The organism is Aeromonas sp. WP2-W18-CRE-05 (assembly GCF_014168615.1).
GTDB classification, from domain to species: domain Bacteria; phylum Pseudomonadota; class Gammaproteobacteria; order Enterobacterales; family Aeromonadaceae; genus Aeromonas; species Aeromonas caviae.
In genome coordinates this window covers 3,122,858-3,142,525 of the sequence record NZ_AP021917.1, presented here as the reverse complement: position 1 = coordinate 3,142,525, position 19,668 = coordinate 3,122,858, and the positions used below count along the sequence as shown (strand labels likewise).

Sequence of the window (19,668 nt, the reverse complement as noted above, 5' to 3'; positions counted from 1 at the left end):
TGGTAAGGAAAAATTGATTACGCCGCTAAACCACTATCTGCCTGCCTATCACTTCTGTGAAGAGCACGCCCGCGATATTGCCGCCGACCCGCACACCGTCATCCAGGCGGCGGCCAACTATCGACCGGAAGCGGATCCGACCTTTCGCCACCTGATCGGCTTGCGGGAAGTGCCGATGCGCCTTGGGCATCTTCTCGGCCGCCAACAGAGCGCCAGCCCGCCTCCCTTTGGCCTGCACAGATTCGTGCCGCTCGACAGCCAGGACGACAACACGCTGCTCTACGGCCTTGTCGGCCGGTTCTGGCGGCCGGACTTTGGTCTGGTGACCATGGTGGACAGTCAGGCGTATCTGGACTTTGCGGCGCCAGGCGTCGCCAAGCTCGCCCTGGGGTTTTCGGCCAGCCGCCAGCCAAACGGCACCACCCGGTTGACCACCCAGACAAGGGTGTTCTGCCCGGATCTGGCCTGCCGCCTCAAGTTCGCACCTTACTGGTATCTGATCCGCCCCGTCAGCGGCCTGATCCGGCGCCGGATACTGGGCGCCATCAAGGCAGAGAGTGAAAGAGGGTTGTAAGGCCATGCCGGAGTGTTCACCTGTACTTTCACTTTTTGGCACAAACAGAAGATGAGGGATTAATGACTTCTGAGTTCCCCATTGCCGTGCCTGCAGCCATGGAATACAGCTGCACCTGAGAAATGAGGTGGTAACAGTATTCCCTATCACAGTATCCTCATCTGGTTGATCAAGTGGTGAGATAAAGAAGTAGGTACAAGAGTCGGGAGTTTATCTGGCCATTAACTGCTTCACGACAAGTTCCCATTAAGTAATGTTCAACTCAGCCAAGATGCGATAGACACTAACCCTACTGGAATAACGATCATCATTACTAGAACACCAAGGCAGCCGCTACCCCGGTTTGATGATGAGTGGAAATCATTATTTGTTGTTTCTCGGTTACTCAACCATTCAGCATGGCAATTTGAGCAATAGAGTTTCATTGTTCCCGTATTCCAAGCGCGAATGGTGCGATTGTCAAACGGGGCATTGCAGCGACAACGAGAACAGGTAAAGAATTTTTTTGAAGGTTTTTTGGGACGACTGAAGAGAGCAAGTAATATCATTGCAAACAATGCAATAGGAAGTGATATCGCAAGGTCTTTTTCTTTATAATATTTAAAGCCAGTAAAAGTTATCAAAACTATAGCCAAGATTAAAAAAACATAATCCAGAGGTGTTTTTTTGACAGGTTCAAGTATGATTTTTTTATCACTTGGCCCTCCCTTAGAAAGAGAGCTTTGTTTGGAAGGTTGTTTGATAGGACTAAGAGTCCAACCTTCATAGTAAACTTCTGTCGCTCTCACCCGTCGCTGACTATCGGTGTCAGTCTCAAACAACACCTCGTCATTAATCTGTGGCCTTCTGTCATTAGGGTTCACAGCAGAGATATGGAAGAATATTTTTTCTGAACCATCCTCTGGCGTAATAAATCCAAAGCCCTTGCCATCATTCCATTGAGTAACTTTCCCTTTCATTTTCTTCCCTGGGTATCAAATGTTGAATTGACTGTGTTAATGAACAAGAGATTGACAAAGAAAATGATTTTTTATTCTTGTATCCCTAGGTGCTTTCTACATAGAGGAGGATCTCACTGAGATTGTCATGTCGTATAACACACTCAATCTCGATTTTATAAACCCTGCCTAACTATAAAACAATGGTGTTTACTGGTATCCAGTTATATTTCATTACTCACTAAATCACACGACTACCGCACGGAATATAGCCTCCATTGTGCTGTGGTTAACTGATTGAGGATGTACGAACCGTAGTCGCTCCCTGGCTGCCTTTAGGGCTGGCGCATAAACAGGGTACCAAGTACAGCAGCATATGTTGAGCAAAATGTTTTACTTTGGGTGTGGGTTGGTGAGTATTTTTGATGGGGATCAGAAATTGGATAGGGCAGGATATTGGGTGCTGGCTGTTATTGGGAAGTTGCCTCAGAACCAAACCGTAGAGATGGTAATGGGGCGTAGACTTCGCCCCGCAACACACAAAGAGACGCAGCGAGAAATGAGGCAGGCCTTGGGTTCAATACCCCGTCATCTCCAGATAACCGACGCCTTTTGCATCCCCCGAGACGGATACCGCCCCCTCCCAGTAGTCAAAGCGCCCCGTCATGGCCTGATTGGGTTGACGCGCCTTAATAACGAGATTCAAATCAGCGGCCTTAAGCTGCCACTCGACGGGATAGGGCTGCCCTTTGGGGCCGCGCCAGGTCTTGCCGGGGGTGAGGCGGATGCGATCTGGGCTTAATACCCGACTGCTGCCGTCCCGCTCGATCAGGATGCCGTAGTGGTTCTCAGGCTCGGTGCGTCCTGCCTTGGTGCGCAGGCGAAACAGCATCAGCTCGCGGCCATCCTCAAATTGCAGCGAAAACCAGTCCCAACCCGATTGCCACTCGGCCAATACCGAGCTGCTCCACTCGTGATCGAACCAGCCCTCACCGCTGACGTGGCGGGTCTCCCCATCCAGGGTCAAAGTGCCGCTGATGGTCAGGCGCGGGTAGGAATAGTAGAAGGAGGCGTTGCCCGGGCTCTTCTCGCTGTAACCCGCTTTGCCTTGTAGTACCGCCGGCTTGGCGGCACTCACCTGCAAATCAAGATCCCCCGCCTTGCTCTGCACCTTGAGGGTGGCGGGAAAGAGCGCTTCTCCTTGAGAGGCCAAGACCCACTCTTTCAGCCAATACTCACCGCCGCTGGCACCGGCGAGCCCCGGCCCCTGGCGGCTGGTGCGCTCGTCCTGCTGGTGGCGGCCTTTGCTCACATCCGTGATGGCGAACTGGGCCAACCAGAGCTGGGGGGTGAGCCAGGGGTTGTCGGATGTTATCTCCTGCTCGATGCCTTGGCGAAACAGGGTCCACTGCATGCCGTAGCCGCGCCCTTGCTCGTCTTTGAGGTTGCCGGTGAGATACCACCATTCGGAGCGGTAGTCGGGGTGGGCACCGTGATCCGCGGGCAGGAGGATGGATTGACCCGGCAGAGCCTTTTTGAAGTGATCGCTACCGCCACCCAGGATGGTCCCCAGATCGCTGGCCTGCGCGTGGCCGCTTATGGCAACAAGCGGGATCAAGCGGGCTGCAAGCCACAGGGACCGTAAAGAGGACAAGATTCCCCTCACCCTGGCCCTCTCCCGAAGGGAGAGGGGATGGTTCGCGGCAGCTCTGTGCGCTTCTCTGCGCTGAATCAAGTGCGGTGACAGAGATCTGGTCAATGGGAACGTCAAGCCATGGCCGAGCCAGAGCGCCAACCAATATGTCATACCACTCTCCTTGCGGCGTACCAGGAGGCCAGCGCCCCGCACACCGGCGCCAGCAGAAGCGCCGTGACGGCGTGCAGGGGGGCGGCCTCGAAGGCCAGCCGCCAGCCGAAGGCGCGGGGGTTGACCACCTCAATCAGCACCCAGGCGAGGCCATAGCCCACCGGCAGTGCCAGGAGCGCGGTGAGCAGCCCGAGGCCCGCCCCTTGCCACACCAGCAGCTGGCGGCAGTGCCGCGGGCTCAGGCCAAGGCTTTGCAGGGTCTGCAACTCGCCGCGCCGGGCCAGCCCCAGCACCATAAAGGCCGAGCCGATGCCGACAAAGGCGATCCCCAGGATCAGCAACTTCAATAGTTCGGTCACCACGAAGGTCTGATCGAACACCTTCAGCGCCGCGGCGTGGATGGCGGGGGCGGGCAACAGGTTCACCTGCTCGCCAAACTGGCTCCTGAGCCTGTCACCAAGGTGCTCGGGATCCGGGCTGAAGAGGGCCAGGGATTGCACCTTGCTCCCTTCGAAGGCGTGCAGTATCTGCCCCTTGTCGCTGCCGTAATCCTGATAGACGCCGGTGACGGTGAAAACCCTCGGCCCCCCTTCGCTGGTTACCTCTAGGCGCTGGCCTACCCTGACCCCGAGGCGTACTGTCAGCGGTTCGCTCGCCAGCACCTCGTCGGGAGCAGCGGGCCAGCGCCCGGCCAGCAGGGGATAGGCGGCTTTGAGCTCGGGAATAAAGTCCATCTGCGCCCACTCGATGGGCTGACCCTGCCAGCGGGCGGGGAGCACGGCGCGGCGGGAGGCGGCGCGCACATCTGGCGAGGCGAGGATGGTGTTGAGGGTCTGCTCGCCCAGGGCGCCCCTGCTGCCTGCCACCCCCTTGGGGGCGGTGACGTAGAGATCGGCGGCCAGGCGCTGGCCGAGCCAGATCTCCACGCTCGAGCGAAAGCTCGACACCATGACCCCGATGCCAATGGCCGCGGCGATGGCCAGTTGCAGCGCCATCACCGCGATGGCGGTGCGATCCAGGTGATAGAGGGTTTCTGCCACCCCGAGCCGGGCAGTGAGGGGGCCGCGTGCACGCAGTCGCCCCAGCAAGGAGCGAAGGGCATCGGGCAGCAGGAGGGCCATGGCGAGCAGCCAGCCCCCGGCCACGAAGAGGGCGCCGCCAAGGCCGGTGGCGGGCTGCCACAGACACAGGGCGCACAGCAGCAGAATGGCGATGGCAAGCCCCCGGCGTTGCCAGGGGTGAGCCGGTGGGCGACTGTTGCCCTCTCGCAGCGCAAGGGGGGATTGGCGCAGCAGTTGCCACCAGCCGGGCAGGTTGGCGGCAAGCATCCCCAGAAGGCCAATGACCAGCGCCTTGCCAAGGCTCGCGGGGGAGAGGCGCAGCAGGTCGATAGGGTTGGGGCCATAAAGGTCGGCCAGCGCCTGGGTGAGCTGCCCCATCAGGGCGAGGGCCAGCAGGCTCCCCAGCAGCAGCCCGAGCAGGGTGCCGAGGGTGGCGAGGATCAGGATCTCCAGGGTCAGCCAGCGCAGCACCCGGCGCGGCGGCATCCCGAGGATGATGAGCTGGGCGAGCAGGGGGCGGCGTACGCTCTGCACGAAGCGCTGGGCGTTGAACACCAAAAACAATCCCACCGCCATGGCGAGCAGGGAAAGGGCGCTGAGGTTCAGCGCCAGCGCATCCCCGAGCTGGCTGGCATCGAGCGCCGGGCTGATGGGCTCAAGCCAGAGGGGCTGATGGGGGGCATAGGATTGCAGGGCTGCCTGCAAGGCTCTTTGCAAGGTATTGGCCTCTTGCTCGCTGAGCTTGAAGACGATGCGATCCAGTCTGCCTTCCTTGCCAAGCAGGGGCTGGGCGAGGCCGATGTCGGTCACCAGCAGCCGCTCCATGTGGACGGTGCCGGGCTCGAAGGTGCCCGCCAGGGTCAGGGTCAGGGGGCGTTGTCCCTCATCCCCCAGCACAAAGGTTCGCGACTGGCCCGGTTGCCAGTCAAGGCGTCTGGCCTCGGGGGCGGCCAGCCAGACGCTGTCGGCGCGATTCAACGAGACATCGGGTTGTCTGTCTGGCGCATCGCCAAAGAGGCGGCGCAGGGGGCCGGGGTTGAAGAGATCCATCCCCAGCAACTGGAAGCTGCGCCCCTGCTCGTCCTTGAGCCAGGCGTGAAGCTCTGGCATGGCGTCAAGGTTCGGCTGGCTTCGCACCAGCCTCACGTAGACTTGTTCATCCAGGCCACCCTGGGGGGCCAGGCGGTAGTTGGCCTCCCCGGCGAGCTGGCTGCGGGCGGCGACGAAGTTGGTGCGGGCGCTGTGGTTCAAGAGCTCGATGGCCACCACCAGGGTGACCCCGAGGGTGAGCCCGGCCAGGCTCATCAAGAGCAGCCAGGGGTGAGCGCGATAGAGGCGCAGCAGTGCCTTGAGCGGCAACATCAGCAGGCCCCCCGGCAGACGTCAGCCATGGCGGCGCCCCTTGAGCTCGACCAGCTGCCCCCCTTCAAGGCGCAGCACCCGATCCGCCAGGTCGCCATAGCCCGGGTTGTGGCTCACCAGCAAGAGACCGGCGCCGGTATCGCGCACCGCGCCCATCATCAGGGCCATCACCTGCTCGGCGTTGTGTTCATCGAGACTCCCGGTGGGTTCGTCGGCGAGCAGCCAACAGGGCTGATGAATGAGGGCACGGGCCAGCGCCACCCGCTGGCGCTGGCCGCCGGAGAGCTGCTCCGGCCAGGCGTGGCGTTTGTGGCCCATGCCAAGGCGCGCGAGCAGGGCATCGAGGCGCCCATCGTCCTGGGGCAGGTTGTTTATCTGAAGGGGCAGAGCGAGGTTCTCGGCCACGGTCAGGGTCGGCAGCAGGTTGAAATCCTGATAGACGATGCCGAAATGGCGGCCACGCAGGCGGGCCCGCTCATCTGTCGGCAGGGTGTCGAGGCGGGTCTCTTCCAGCCAGATCTCCCCCTCGTCCGGGGCGATGAGACCGGCGATGAGGTTGAGCAGTGTGGACTTGCCACAGCCGCTTTGCCCCAGCAGCAGGCAGGTTTCCCCCGGGGTGAGGGCGAGATCCAGCCCCTCAAACAGGGGGAGCGTCTCGCCGCCGTTGGCGAAGCGTTTACTGAGGTTGCGCAGGCTAAGCATGGGATAACCGTTTGATGGTCAATGGCTTTCACAATGTCCGTCACTATGCCAGTTAGTGATCGCGCCTGCAAAAGGGATGGGGATCCTCGCTGGATCCCGCTCGCCTGAGGTGGTTAGAATAGGGCCTTCCATGGGTCACAGGATGAGCAAGGATGTTACACAAGCAAGTCAGTTTTATCGTCGACAGCAAGGGCGTCAAGCAGGCTGCCGTGGTCCCCATCGATATCTACAACGAGCTGATGACCCTGCAAAAGGCCCTCTCCGACAACAAGCCGGGGGAGCGCGAGCTCTACCACTTCAATGGCAAGGGGGCAGAGGCCCATGGTTATCCGGTGGGCAAGCGGCAGAACCCCGGTTTCATGGTCCAGGCGGGCTCCACCGCCAACGGCGAGGATGCGGCCTCCCTGCGCGAGGCGGTGATCGAGCTGCGCCAGGAGCTACTGGGCAAGGGGGTGCTCGTTCCCCACCCCGAAGGGGGCTTCATCTTTACCGCCGATCAGCTCTTCAACAGCCCGAGCCTGGCCGCGAGCCTGGTGGCGGGCAACAACCGAAGCGGGCTGGATGCCTGGCAAAACAGCGCAGGCTACACCCTCAAGCAATCGGGTTTTGGCAAGAAGACCTCCTGATGACGGGGCCCGGCAACGGGCCTCGCTCATGTTTGCCTGAGTGCCCGCGGCGGGCCGCTCATCAGGATGACAAAGAGGCGGCTTCCCTTTGCGCTGCTAGCCTCAATGCCAGACGCCTGCCAGGAGATGCCGCCATGTCTGGACTCCTTCACCTCGTGCCCGGGGCGGCCCTGCTCAGTGCCCCCGCCGCTGCGGGCAACGGCCCCCTCGATCTGACCCACAGCGGGGTCGGGCTCTTTGCCCTCGCCATCTTCGCCCTGGCTTATGCCCTGGTGATGGCCGAGGAGTACCTGAAGCTGCGAAAGTCCAAGCCGGTGCTGGTGGCCGCCGGCATCATCTGGATAGCCATCGGCCTGGTCTATACGGGGCAGGGGCACAGCGAGCTGGTTCAGGCCGGGTTTCGGCACAACCTGCTGGAGTATGCCGAGCTGATGCTCTTCTTGCTGGTGGCCATGACCTATGTGAACGCCATGGAGGACAGGCTGCTGTTTGCCGTGCTGCGGGTACGCCTGGTGCAAGCGGGCTTCAGCCTGCGTACGCTCTTCTGGCTCACCGGTTTTCTCGCCTTTTTCATCTCCCCCGTGGTGGACAACCTCACCACGGCGCTGCTGATGTGTTCAGTGGTGCTCAACGTGGCCAACGGGGAGCGCCGCTTCATCAACCTGGCCTGCATCAACATCGTCGTGGCGGCCAATGCGGGCGGCGCCTTCAGCCCCTTTGGCGACATCACCACCCTGATGGTGTGGCAGGCGGGCAAGGTGCCGTTCCAGCAGTTCTTGCTGCTCTTCATCCCCGCCCTGCTCAACTTCCTGGTGCCGGCCACCCTGATGAGCCTGATGGTGCCCCGTCTGGTGCCCGCCATGCCGGGCGAGATGGTGGTGCCAAGGCGCGGCGCCCTTGTCATCGTGTTGCTCTTTGTGCTCACCATAGTGACCGCCGTCGCCTGCCATCACTTCCTGGGGCTGCCCCCCGTGCTCGGCATGATGATGGGGCTGGGCTACCTGCAATTTTTCAGTTTCTATCTGCGAAAGACCCAGCCCGTTACCTTGGCCCGGGCACGGGCGCTGTATGAGCGCACCGGGGACGAGGCCAGGCTGCTGCGTCTGGGCTCGGTGGTGCCGTTCGATGTGTTCAACAAGATTGCCAAGGCGGAGTGGGACACCCTGCTCTTCTTCTACGGGGTGGTGATGTGCGTCGGCGGCCTCGGGTTTATGGGGTATCTGGCGCTTGCATCCCATTTCCTCTATGACGGTGGCGATCCAACCCTGGCCAACGTCACCATCGGCCTGCTCTCCGCCCTGATCGACAACATTCCGGTGATGTTCGCCGTGCTCTCCATGGAGCCGCAGATGAGCACGGGGCAGTGGCTGCTGGTGACATTGACCACCGGGGTGGGGGGCAGTCTGCTTTCGGTCGGCTCCGCCGCCGGGGTGGCCCTGATGGGGCAGGCCAGGGGCATGTATACCTTCGTCGGGCACCTCAAGTGGTTGCCTGCCATTTTGCTTGGTTATATGGTCGGCATAGGGGCGCACCTGTGGCTCAACAGCGCCCTGTTTTAGGGAATCCGGTTCCAGGCACCAGGGAGAGGCAAGATGGGACAACTGTTCGAGGCGCTTTCGCCGCGCCATGTCACCTTTATCGAGGGGCAGAAGATCTTCTTCGTCGGCACGGCAGCCGCGAAGGGATCGGTCAATCTCTCCCCCAAGGGCGGGGATTCGCTGCGCGTCCTCGATGCCCACACCCTGGCCTGGCTCAACCTGACCGGCAGCGGCAACGAGTCCGCGGCCCAGGTGCTGCAACAGCCGCGCATGACGGTGATGTTTTGCGCCTTCGAGGGGGCGCCGCTTATTCTGCGGGCCTATGGCCAGGCACGGGTGCTGCACCGCTCTGATCCGCAGTGGCCGTCGTTGCTGGCGCTGTTCCCCCCAAGCGTGGCGGCTCGCCAGATCTTCCTGCTGGACATTGAACGGGTCCAGACGTCGTGCGGCATGTCGGTGCCTCTGTTTGATTATCAGGGAGACAGGGAGGATCTTGCCAACTGGTCGGCACGCCAGGGGCAGGAGGGGATAGAGGCCTACTGGCGCAAGAAGAACCAGCTAAGCCTGGATGGGCTGGAGAGCGAGATCCTGGCGCGCAGCGGGTTGCAGGCCGATGACTGAGGCCTGCGCCCCGATGCAAAAAGCCCTGTCCATGGACAGGGCTTTTTCATTGCAGGGCATCAGGGGACGCGCTTGCCGCTCAGCAGCCAGTAACTGAGGGCCGACCCCAGGCCGCAACCGGCGATGGCGATGGCCATGGGGAGCGGCGATTCGGGGGGATTGAGGTTGACCAGCACCCCCACCAGGGCCCCAAGGCCAAAGCGCAGGGTACCCGCCAGCGCCGAGGCGGTGCCTGCGGACTGGGGGAAGTGGCCCATCAGGCCGGTCATGGCGTTGGCCCCCACCAGGCTGATGTGGCCGACGAAGAGCACGACGGGGATGACGATGCCCCACAGGCCGCCGGTCTGGCTCCAGGCGTTGTAGATGAGCAGGGCCCCGGCGAGCGGCAGCACGGTCAGGCCGTATCGCAGCATGCGCTCGGCACCCACCCCTTTCACCAGCCGGCTGTTGGCGAAGGTGACCACCATCATCAGCAGGATATTGAGGCCAAAGAGCCAGCCGTAGTGCTCGGTCGGCACCTTGAAATACTCGATGTAGACATAGGGGGAGGCGCTCAGGAAGGCGAACATGCCGGAGCTCGACAGGGCGCCGCACAGCACATAGCCCATGGCACCACGGTGGGAGAGCACCCCCCAGTAGTTGCGAAGCACCTGCCCGAGTCGCAGGGGCTGCTTGTGCTCGGGTTTGAGGGTTTCCTCAATCTTCCACTGCATCACCAGGCAGATGAGCAGGCTGATGACCACCAGCAGCCAGAAGATGACCCGCCAGTCGCTGTGAGCACTGATGTACCCCCCCACCACGGGGGCCACCAGGGGGGCGAGGGTCATCACCAGGATGACGAAGGACATGGCGCGGGAAAACGCATCCTTCTCGAACAGGTCGCGCAGCAGGGCGTTGACCACCACGGAACCCGCGGCGCCCCCTGCGGCCTGCAACATGCGCCAGGCGAGGAGCTCAGGCAGGGAGTCCGCCATGGCGCAGCCCACGGAGGCCACGGCAAACATCGTCAGGCCCGCCAGGATCACCGGCTTTCTGCCGAAGCTGTCGGCGAGCGGCCCGTAAAAGAGCTGGCCGATGGCAAAGCCCCCCAGGAAGGCGCTGATGGTGAGCTGGGCGCCGTCGATGCTGGTAGCCAGATCCCGGGCGATGGCGGGAATGGCGGGCAGATACATGTCCACCGCGAGGGGAGTCAGGCCCGCCAGGGCACCGAGCAGGATGAAGAGGAAACGGGGGGAGAGGGAGCTGGCTTGGGGCATAGGGTATCCGAGTCGTGGGCTGGGCCGGGTTAAGAGGCAGGTGTTGAGTCTATCAGTTTTGGCGGGCGCGATCAGGTGCATCCTGCCCGATGCCCTTTTGTCGGGTGCGGTGCCAGAGCTGCCAGAGCCAGGCAAGCCATCCGAGCAGGGAGAGGGCATTGCCGGTGCGCTCCGGCCAGCGTGCCGCCAGGGTCAGGGTGAGGCTGTGGTGGCCTGCCGGAACCCAGAGTTGCATCAACCCCTGGCGATTGGCGCTCACCGTCAGCGTCAGGTGCCCGTCGAGGCGGGCCTCCCAGCCGGGGTAATGGTATTGGTGCAGGACCAGCCGGGTCGGTACCCGGGCCTTGATCTCCAGCGCCAGGGCGCGGGGTTGCCAGCGGGTCAGGGTCCAGCTCGCGCCTGGCGGTTCGGCGCTGACAGGCGGCTGGAACTCCTCCTTCCAGGCGAGCAGGGTCGGGGCGAACATGCCTCCCGGTACCTGCCTTGGTCTGTATTCCCGGGCACTGCGCTTGCTGTCGAACTCGAATGCCATGGCCTCCCGTTCGGGGGCCTGGGTGAGGGGGGCGTGACGCACATAGGCCAGGGTGGAGAGGAGGGTCAGCAGAAATACTCCCCACCAGAGCCCCTGCCAGAGACGATGGGGCTGGGTGCCGAGCGCCACCACGGCGACCGTGGCAAGGGCGAGCACCAGGTTGAGCCGCCAGGGAAACTGCACCCGCTGCAAGGGGGGAAGCAGGCTCCAGAGAGGCTGGCTCGGGGGCAGCATCATCAGGAAGGCGACGACGCCGATCGCCCCCCAGCACAGCAGCTCGGGGTGGCGCGGCTCCCGGGCGGCGGCCCAGGCGATGAGCAGCAGGGCCAGGGTCAGCATGCTTTGCCACGCCAGGTGACCGCGAAAACGCCAGTCCTCCCAGGCGCTGGGCAGGCGGTCGAGAAAGTTGCGCCTGTAGTCGAACATGCCGCCGCGCATCAGCTCCATGGAGATGGCCCCCTGATCCGCCATGGCGGGCAGCAGCAGGGCGGCTGCCATGCAAAGCCCCACCCCCTGGGCGACGAGGGCTTGCCAGCAGGGCGTCAGAGTGCGGGTGCGTCTGGCGAACCAGAAGGCGCGCAAGGTGACCAGCCCCATCATGAGCAAGAGGCTGGGGAGGTGGGAGAAGGCCAGCAGCGCCAGCCCCAGGATCAGCAGGGGCAACCCCTGAGGTCGTCCGCGGTGGGCGAGATCCTGCCCCAGCAGGATAAGGGGGGCCCAGGCGAAGGCCCAGAACTCCGCCAGGGCGAAGCGGGCATAGAGATCCATGGCGACATGATAGGGCAGCGCCAGATAGAGCAGGCTGGCGGCCAGGGCCCGGCCAGGGGACGTGGTGGCACGCAGCCACAGATAGGCAAACACCCCGGAGAGCAGCAGGGCCAGGGTGGCGCTGCCAAGCAAAGGGTAGATGGCCTGCTGGGGGTGGGCACCGGGCCCGGCAAAGAGGGCGCTGACGTAGTAGGGGAGCGGGGGATAGAAGACGAAGGTGGAGCTGCCGAAGCCGCCGTTCATGGCCATCAGCCAGCGGGGATAGAGTTCCCCCTGCCAGAGCTGACGGGCAAAGTAGTGGCCGGAGAGCAGGTGATGAAACAGATCGTGTCCCTGGCTGCCCCCCTGCCACCAGAGCGGCAGCATCAGCAGGGCGCAGGCCAGCAACAGGGCCAGCGCGACCCGTATCCCCTCCCCGGTTCCGCTCGTGTTTCTTTCCATTGCACTGGTTCCTGACAGACCCGGCTGTGAGTGTAGACGAGTCGTGCGATGCCCTCGCAAGTGCCCGGTTCAGCGGGGCAGGGCGAGCCAGAGGCCGGGTTCGGCGTGAAAGCGGGGGGCAAACCAGAGGGTGTCATAAGGGCCTGGTAGCGCCTCTGCCCCCAGGGGACGGCGGCTGAGGCGGCAGGCCCCCTGGGTGAGCGCAAGGGCGGCATCCCCCCGGTACCAGCCGTCGGTGACGGGCAGGGTTGTGGTTTCCCTAAGCAGCCTCACTCCCCACTGGGTCACCAGCGCCGGGCACGTTTGTTCGGCCAGTCTGGCGGCCCGGGTCATGGCTGGTGCCACCGGTGGGGTGAGGGTGCATAGCAGCAGCAACAGGGCTCCCAGCATGGCTGGCAGCTCGCCCCGGCGCGGCAGCCAGCCTACTAGCAGCACGAGGCCGAGCAGGGTGATGGGCGCGAGATGGCGGGGATTGTCCGGATTCTGGCCAAACAGGGTCCACAGCAGCAGAACGAGCCAGTAGAGGGGCCAGAGCACGGAGGGGGCTGGATTGTGATCCTTTGAGCGTTGCCAGAGTGGCAGTATCAGCAAGGCTCCCATCAACAGGGGCCAGAGCGGGGTCAGCTGATCGTTGAAGGTATTCGCCCAGCTCAGCAGTCGATCCCCGTGGGCTGCCGCCGTGTTGCCCCAGAGGGTAAAGTGGCCGTCGGTAAAGCGCCGCCCCTCGCTGAAATAGGCCCAGCCATCGGCCTGCCAGACAAACAGCAGGCAGGCTAGCCCCACTAGCGCTATGGGGAGCACAAACCTGACGCGCGTGCCCTGCTGCGCCATCCCCAGCCAAAGGGGCAGCAGGGCCAGCACGAAGTAGGAGGGGCGCAGCGCCAGCATGAGGCCCAGCAGCAGACCCGCCAGCGCTATCTTGCGCTGTTGCAAAGCCAGCAGCGCTGCCAGCCAGGCGGCGAGCGCAGGCCCGTCGGACAGGCCGGAGAGGGCGAGCGTCGGGGTGAGCGGCAGGGCCAATACCAGCAGCCAGACCGGCACCAGCAGGCTGGGCCGCTGCCACAATCTGACCGCGAGGAAGGCGGCAAGCGGCGCCAGCAAACTGCTCCCCAAGAGGCTGGTCCACTGCACCGCCCGGGCCGGATCGTCCACCGCCAGATTGATCAGCCGCGCCAGCCAGATAAAGGCGGGGTAGCCTGGAAAGTGGGGGGAGAACTCCAGCACGCTAAAGCGAGTCACCCCGTGGGCGAAGTTGAGGGCATCGTCGGAATCGAGCGCCACGGGGAAGGTCAGCAGCCAGCCAAGCCAGGCCAGTTGCAGCAGGGCAAGCAAGTAGAGTCGATTGGCGAAGCGTAATCGGCCGTGACGACGCCCCCCTTCTCCCCTTGCGGGAGAAGGGTTGGGGATGAGGGGGGCCGTCGTCATCGATGAGAGGTCATCAAAGCGGCGCCAGCACGGCCATCAGCGCTTTTTCGGCATCGCCAAAGGCGGTGGCATCGGCGGGCTTGGCGCCCACCCCGAACACCCCAGGGTTGCCGATGGCATCGAGCACCTTGGCCAGCGCCTGTTCGGCGGCCTTGCGATCCCCTTCATCGAGGGAGGGGAGGATCAAATCGAGGAAGCGCTTGCTCTTGACCACCAGCACCTTGGCGGTCTGGTAGTCGCCAAGGTTCTGGCTGGCCCCCTCGAGGCGGCGCTCGATCTCCGCCTTGTAGGCCCGGTTGAGCAGGGCCGCGGTAGCGGCGGCGTCTTTGGCCTTGATGGCGGCGGCCAGCGGTGCTTGCAGCTTCACCTTGTGGTGCTCTTCCAGATAGGTCAGCTCCTCGGCAATCTCGCTCAAGGTGGCGCTGGCATCCTTGCCGTCGGTGGCGGCGCCCAGCAGCGCCTCGCGGGCATCGATCAGCGGCTCCTTGCCGGCTGCGGCGTAGGAGTAAGCCTGCGCCTGCCCGCTCAGGGTCAGCAGCAGGGTGAGGGCAAGTAAACCCGGGCGGATGGTCATCCTGTTCTCCTTACTTATGCCAAGAGGTTATGCCCATGGCGCGGCACTCAGGCCACGCTCTGGGTCTCGATCACGGTATTTTCGTTGCGATGATTGAAGGTGTTGCGGCGTCTGTCTGCCTGTTGAACACCAGTCATCGTGCTCACGCCACGCTCTGGGTTTCAATGACGGTATTTTCGTTGCGATGATTGAAGATGGCGTGGCGTCTGTCCACCCCGTCGATCACCATGTCGGCGGCCATCATCCCCATCTCCATGGCGGTGTCGGTGAAGATGTAGCGGAATGTCCCCTGACGGCCGGTCATGATGAGGTTGCCTATCGGCATCAGCGCCTTGATGGCTTCGTTGCGACGGGCCTGATAGCCCAGATCCATCAGCGGATAGGCGTACTCGCTACGTGCTTCAAAAGTCTCATCGCCGAGCTTCTGGGTATCGACGCCGAGGCTCGCCAGATCGGCGGTGACCCGACCGCGCAGATCAGAGAGCGGTGCCTGCCAGGTGGCATCCCCCGGATTGCAGGGGATCTCCAGCATCACTGAGGTCTGGCCCTGAGGCGCCATAAAGGGGCTGCGCCGGCGCGGCTCCTGCAAGCGGGTGGCCAGAATATGGGGGTCGGAGAGGTACTGCCAGGTGTTGTCCGACAGGTTCTCCTGTTTGAGGGGCATATTGACGAAGCGAAGCGACCGGTAGTGGAGATCGCACGGCAAGCCCAGGTGCTGGCAGGTGAGCGGCAGCGGCAGGGTGGAGATCACCTGATCAAAGCGCTCGCTCTGCTCCACGTCATCTTGTTTCCAATACACCCGTTCAATGCGGCCATCGGTCTGCTCGAGACGGGTGATGGTGGCGCCGGTCTTGAGTGTGACGCCCTCTGTCACCAGCCGCTCCCCCAGGGCGGTGAAGATCTGGCCAAAGCCATACTTTGGATAACGATATTTGCGGGCATAGGTGCGCACCGACATGCTGCCGTTGCGCCTTGGCAGCAGGCGGCGCGCCACGTCTTTGAGATCGATCAGGCTGATGCGCTGGCCAGCCCAGTCGGCGGAGAGCTTGTCCGGGTTGATGCCCCACAACTTGCCGGTGTAGCCCTCGAAGAACTGGCGGTAGAGGGTGCGACCGAAGTGGCTCTGGATCCACTCGGCAAAGCTCGCCTTGGCAAAATCGGTGGGCTTCTTGGCAAAGGGCAACAGAAGCAGATCCTTCACCGCACCGGCCATCAGGGCCAGCGGCGCCGTCTTGAGCAAGTTGGGCAGGTTCAGGGGGTAGTCATAGGTACGCCCGCCAAAGCGGATGACGCTCTTTCGCTCGGCGTGGAGCAGATCGTCCCCCATCAGCTCGTCGATAAAGGCGAGCAGCTCGGGGTTCTTGGTGATGAAGCGGTGGCCGCCGTAGTCGAAGCGATACTCGCCGTCGCGCCCCTTGAAGGTCTGGGTGGCGCACATGCCGCCCACCACGCTCTCCTGCTCGAACAGGGTGACCGCAAAACCGGCCTGGCGCAGGCGCCAGGCGGCCATCAAACCGGCAGGGCCGGCGCCCAGTACCGCAATGTGCTTCTTGTTGTTGTCGTTCATGAGTGTTCCGAAACGGCGTGATAGCTGGGGGAGCGCGCCTGTGCGCGGCTCCCGAACAGAGTGTGATCCCCGGGCTCAGCCCCTGGTCGGGGCGGCGCTCCCCTGGGGGCGATAGCTGCGATGCCAGAGGGTGACAAAGATGATGAGGTAGCTTGCCCAGGTCAGCAACTGCAGGCCGGCCGGTGAGGCGTTGTAGCCAAACAGGGCGCGCAGGAAGGTGCCGAATACCCCCTGATCGTCGAGGATGTGGCTGATGTTGAAGACAGGCGTGGTCCAGAAGGTGATGACGTCCGCTGCCTGCAACATGTTGACGGCGGACGAGAGCAAGCCTGCGGCGATGATGATGATGAGCAGGCCGGTCCAGCGGAAGAAGGGGGCCAGCGCCACCTTGCGGGTGGAGCGCAGCAGCCCCCACACCAGCACCACAGAGACCAGCAGCCCCGCCAGCGCGCCCATCAGCCCCTGGTGCAGATCCACCCCTTGCCCGGAGTAAACCAGGGCCGAGAAGAACAGCACGGTTTCAAAGCCTTCGCGCATCACCGCCAGGAAGGCGAGCAGCACCAGACCAAACAGGTTGCCACCGTCGATGGCCGCATCGATACGCGCCGTCATGGCCCCCACCTGGGATTTGGCCTGTTTTTGCATCCAGATAGCCATATAAGTGAGCACCAAGGTGGCGAAGATCAGGATCCCCGCCATCAAGAGGTGGTTGTAACGTTCGCTCTCGAACTGGCTCACCACCACCTGGAACAGGAAGGCGACGACAAGGGAGGCGACGAGACCGAGGCCCACCCCCAGATAGATGAACTTGTTGTAGCGGCTTGCCCCCAGCTTGGCGAGGTAGGAGAGGCAGATGCCGACCAGCAGGAAGGCTTCCAGCCCCTCGCGCAGGGTAATGAGAAAACTTGCGAACATCAGGATTGAGGCTCCGTATCGGGCGTAACGGGGAGGGGCTGCAGGGTCAGTTGCAGCCGATTGAGTAGCACTATGGGTGGCTCCGGCAAGCTCGGCTCGGCGGCGCGCACCGCATCATTGACCCACTTGGGGTAGGTGCGGAAATTGAGTCTGATATCGGCCTTGAAGGGCCCCCGGGCATCTGCGGGTAGCGGCCAGGCTTCATCGCGCCAGCCATCGGCCGGGATGCGGGTGTCTTCAAGGAGCTTGGCGTAGCGCCAGAACTTGAGCCCCACCGGCTTGCCTTCGGCATCGCCAAACACTTTTCTAAATAGCCGCGCATCCTCAGGGACGGCACCGTTCACCGGCTGGCCGCTTTGGAGCACCAGCTTGCCGCTGGCGTCGGTGACGGTCAGCTCCAGCCAGAGTTCACGGAAATCGGCGACCCCGGTGGGCAGGGCGTGGCCGGCGCCGGTATTGGCGACTCTCACCACCAGCGCGGGTTGGCCACTCTGGTTTTCAATGCGGGCCGAGAGGGTGGCGCTTGAACGCAGCAGCGCCAGGCTCTCCTGCTCGAGCGCGGGATTGCGCAGCCCCACCAGCTGGTGCTGGGCACCGGTAAAGTTGTGGCGATAGAGCCGCTCTTTCACGGTGCCGTTTTCGGTGGACTGGCCCGCCACCGGCGCGCCGCCATTGCCCGGCTCGGGGTTCATATGGCAGTCGATGCAGGTGCGCCGTTTGGCGGGATCTTCGGCTTTGGCGAAGCTGGATTTTTCCCACTCGTCCCAGGTGTTGACGATATTGGCGCCGGTGCCCGGGGCAAACTCGTTGTGGCACGACTTGCACAGGGCCGCGTCCCGGTAGAAATCCTTCTGGTAGGAGGCCTTGTGCATGGCGGGGCGGGCGTTGATCTGCCGCTCTGCCAGCCAGTGCTGGAGGCTGCCACCGGCGGCATCCTCGAACACATAGCTCTCGCGGTCTTTCAAATTGACCGTAAAGGCGCTGTTGCCGCCTGCATCCTCGAGCTTGGTGATGCGATGACAGAGCACACAGCCGGTGCCTTCTTCCACCACGGGCTCGCCTTTCTGGTGGGCCGCAATGAGCGAAGCGCCGCCCTGCTCGAACATGTGGGAGCCCTTGGGCAGATCAGTCTGGCCGTTCATCACCTGCTGGGGCATGTGGCAGCCCTGGCACCACTGGCCGAAGGCTTCCCCTTCGGTTTCGCGGGCCAGCGCCTGCACCACCTTGTAGTAGGGGTGAGAGTTGCCCATCAGCCGGTGGTTGCTCTCGCTCCAGTCCTGGAACGCCTGTTGGTGGCAGTTCTGGCAGGAGGCGGAGTTGAGCCACTCTTTCGGGTGGGTGGTCGGCGCCTTGGCAGGATCCCTGCGCGGGGCATCGAGCCTGAGCCAGTTGGCCAGATAGGGGAGGTTGCCATCGGCGGTGACGAAAGCGTGCAGATCCTCCATCATCGCCTGCACCTCGGGCTGGGGCCTCGCGGGGTCGACCGACTCGGCCCCATCACGGGTGTCATGGCCCATGCCGCCCTGGGTCTGCTGGGTCATGCGCAGGTATTCGCCGATAAAGTCCCCCGCCACCATGTTGGCGAGGTTGGCGTGGCCGTTGATGGCGTTGTCGCCGCTCTGCTGGCGATGGGCCGCCATCAGATAGCGGTTGGTGAAGTTGAACCCGTCCAGATGGCAGGAGTTGCAGCTCATCCAGTTGTCCCCCGCCATGGGGAAGCGGCTATTGGCGGCAGTATTACCCAGGTTGAACAATCGTTCACCGCGCTTGAGGGCTTTGGGGCGGGGATCGGTCTCTACCAGCTTGGCGAAGTGGGGCACATCGACGGTGACCCGGGCAAACGGGCCGCTGCCGCCGCTATTGAGGCGGGTGAGATCCTGCCCCATGGCGTTGTGCACCAGAATGTGGTCACCATCGATCAGCAGATCCCGCGGATTCTGGCCCGGCAGGTGACGCAAGAGCTGGGTCGCCTTGGCGCCCCCCTGAAACTTCTTGCGGCGGTGGCGGTTGCTGTTTTGCTTGCCGCTGCGCGACAGGTCGAACACCAGCAGATCCTCCGAGCCCGCCAGGGTCAGGTAGACCCGCTTGCCATCGGCGGCGAAGCGCGCCGTGAACGGGTTGGAGACGATCTGGCTGCGGTTGCCGACGCTGGGCAGGTTGATCTGCAAGAAGAGCTGTTTTCTTTCATCGACCCGCTCCTTCTCTTCATCGAGATCGATGATGGAGACGGCCGGGAAGACGGTGCTCTGAAACTGGAAGGGGTGATCGAAGCTCCAGAGCACGTGGGGCAGCCAGGCTTCGCTGCCATCGGGGGAGAGGGCGATGCCGTCCAGCAGGCGCGGCAATCCCTGGGAGTCGCTCGGGGTATCGCTGTGGGTTTCCGCCAGGGTGATGAGCTTGGGCTTGGGGAGGGTAGCGCCCTTCTCAAGTTTGGCGAGATCATATATGGCGAGCTGGCCTGTCATGGCGTGGGTGAGCAGCAGGCGATCGTCGTCGGTCAATGCCAGCCCGCGGGGAGTCTCGGCGGTTTTTGCATCCAGCTGGAGGTTGCCCGCCCTGTCATAAGCCTGAAGGCGCCCTCCCTCGAACAGCGTGACCCAGAACCAGCGCCGCTTGGGATCGAAGATAACGCCATAGGGTCTATGGCCGGTGGGGATCGCCTTTTCCTGCTCGAGATCATCATCCAAGAGCAGCAGGCGATCGCCGCTGTAATCGGTGACCAGCAGGGTGCCGTCATCGGCGCGGGCCAGCTGGCGCAGATCGCCCCCCAGTTGTGCCTCTTTAAGTCGCTTGCCGCTATCGCGCTCAAGCAGGGTGACCGAGCCGGCACTCTGGTTGGCGGTGACCAGGCGCGGGGCGCTCCCCTCGTCATAGGCAATCATGGCGGCGCCCATCTCCCGGGCCGAGGCGGTCCCCAGCAGCAGGGCGGCCAACATCAGGGATAACAACAACTTCAACATA

At 63.2% G+C, this 19,668-nt stretch carries 15 protein-coding genes; 4 read left to right on the top strand and 11 right to left on the bottom strand.

Features of this window, described 5'->3' with window-relative positions; all coding sequences use genetic code 11:
• The first annotated feature begins 13 nt into the window (after positions 1-13).
• Entirely contained in the window at positions 14-574 is a 561-nt protein-coding gene (locus H7R73_RS14605; RefSeq protein ID WP_232092698.1) for a hypothetical protein, read from the top strand.
• A 257-nt stretch (positions 575-831) separates the two neighbouring features.
• On the opposite strand, the gene H7R73_RS14600 is transcribed toward H7R73_RS14605, so the two are convergent.
• The 4 genes from H7R73_RS14600 to H7R73_RS14585 all read right to left on the bottom strand — a co-directional run bounded on the left by H7R73_RS14600 (position 832) and on the right by H7R73_RS14585 (position 6,444).
• Entirely contained in the window at positions 832-1,533 is a 702-nt protein-coding gene (locus tag H7R73_RS14600; RefSeq protein WP_182951302.1) for a cold shock domain-containing protein, read from the bottom strand.
• Positions 1,534-2,089: 556 nt separating this feature from the next.
• On the bottom strand, positions 2,090-3,130 hold the full coding sequence (locus H7R73_RS14595) for a lipocalin-like domain-containing protein (protein ID WP_103259920.1): 1,041 nt from the start codon (positions 3,128-3,130) through the stop codon (positions 2,090-2,092).
• Positions 3,131-3,315: 185 nt separating this feature from the next.
• Positions 3,316-5,742: an ABC transporter permease gene (locus H7R73_RS14590; protein ID WP_103259921.1), complete on the bottom strand. Its 2,427-nt coding sequence runs from the start codon at positions 5,740-5,742 to the stop codon at positions 3,316-3,318.
• Positions 5,743-5,763: 21 nt separating this feature from the next.
• The gene (locus H7R73_RS14585) at positions 5,764-6,444 is read right to left on the bottom strand and encodes an ABC transporter ATP-binding protein (RefSeq protein ID WP_103259922.1); all 681 of its coding nucleotides are present in this window, start codon (positions 6,442-6,444) and stop codon (positions 5,764-5,766) included.
• A 152-nt stretch (positions 6,445-6,596) separates the two neighbouring features.
• Between H7R73_RS14585 and H7R73_RS14580 the strand changes: the two genes are divergently transcribed.
• The 3 genes from H7R73_RS14580 to H7R73_RS14570 all read left to right on the top strand — a co-directional run bounded on the left by H7R73_RS14580 (position 6,597) and on the right by H7R73_RS14570 (position 9,229).
• Positions 6,597-7,070 (top strand): DUF4357 domain-containing protein, encoded by a 474-nt coding sequence (locus H7R73_RS14580; protein WP_010674381.1) that lies wholly within the window; start codon positions 6,597-6,599, stop codon positions 7,068-7,070.
• 134 nt (positions 7,071-7,204) lie between these two features.
• Complete coding sequence (gene nhaD, locus H7R73_RS14575) at positions 7,205-8,629, top strand: sodium:proton antiporter NhaD (RefSeq protein ID WP_103259923.1); 1,425 nt, start codon at positions 7,205-7,207, stop codon at positions 8,627-8,629.
• A 33-nt stretch (positions 8,630-8,662) separates the two neighbouring features.
• Positions 8,663-9,229, top strand: a complete 567-nt coding sequence (locus H7R73_RS14570) for a pyridoxamine 5'-phosphate oxidase family protein (RefSeq protein ID WP_103259924.1) — start codon at positions 8,663-8,665, stop codon at positions 9,227-9,229.
• Between the two features lie 59 nt (positions 9,230-9,288).
• Here the strand turns inward: H7R73_RS14570 and H7R73_RS14565 are convergent, their stop codons facing one another.
• From H7R73_RS14565 to H7R73_RS14535, 7 genes are all read right to left on the bottom strand, one after another.
• On the bottom strand, positions 9,289-10,485 hold the full coding sequence (locus tag H7R73_RS14565) for a Bcr/CflA family multidrug efflux MFS transporter (protein ID WP_049637007.1): 1,197 nt from the start codon (positions 10,483-10,485) through the stop codon (positions 9,289-9,291).
• A gap of 52 nt (positions 10,486-10,537) precedes the next feature.
• Positions 10,538-12,226, bottom strand: coding sequence for a 6-pyruvoyl-tetrahydropterin synthase-related protein (locus H7R73_RS14560; protein ID WP_182951301.1), 1,689 nt, complete (start codon positions 12,224-12,226; stop codon positions 10,538-10,540).
• Between the two features lie 69 nt (positions 12,227-12,295).
• On the bottom strand, positions 12,296-13,558 hold the full coding sequence (locus tag H7R73_RS14555) for a hypothetical protein (protein WP_103259926.1): 1,263 nt from the start codon (positions 13,556-13,558) through the stop codon (positions 12,296-12,298).
• 106 nt (positions 13,559-13,664) lie between these two features.
• On the bottom strand, positions 13,665-14,225 hold the full coding sequence (locus tag H7R73_RS14550) for a hypothetical protein (protein WP_103259927.1): 561 nt from the start codon (positions 14,223-14,225) through the stop codon (positions 13,665-13,667).
• Positions 14,226-14,367: 142 nt separating this feature from the next.
• Entirely contained in the window at positions 14,368-15,792 is a 1,425-nt protein-coding gene (locus H7R73_RS14545) for an FAD-dependent oxidoreductase (protein WP_103259928.1), read from the bottom strand.
• 75 nt (positions 15,793-15,867) lie between these two features.
• Positions 15,868-16,707: an FTR1 family iron permease gene (locus H7R73_RS14540; protein ID WP_103259929.1), complete on the bottom strand. Its 840-nt coding sequence runs from the start codon at positions 16,705-16,707 to the stop codon at positions 15,868-15,870.
• Positions 16,707-19,667 (bottom strand): YncE family protein, encoded by a 2,961-nt coding sequence (locus H7R73_RS14535; RefSeq protein WP_182951300.1) that lies wholly within the window; start codon positions 19,665-19,667, stop codon positions 16,707-16,709. Before H7R73_RS14535 ends, H7R73_RS14540 begins: the two co-directional genes overlap by 1 nt.
• Between the last annotated feature and the right edge of the window lies 1 nt (position 19,668).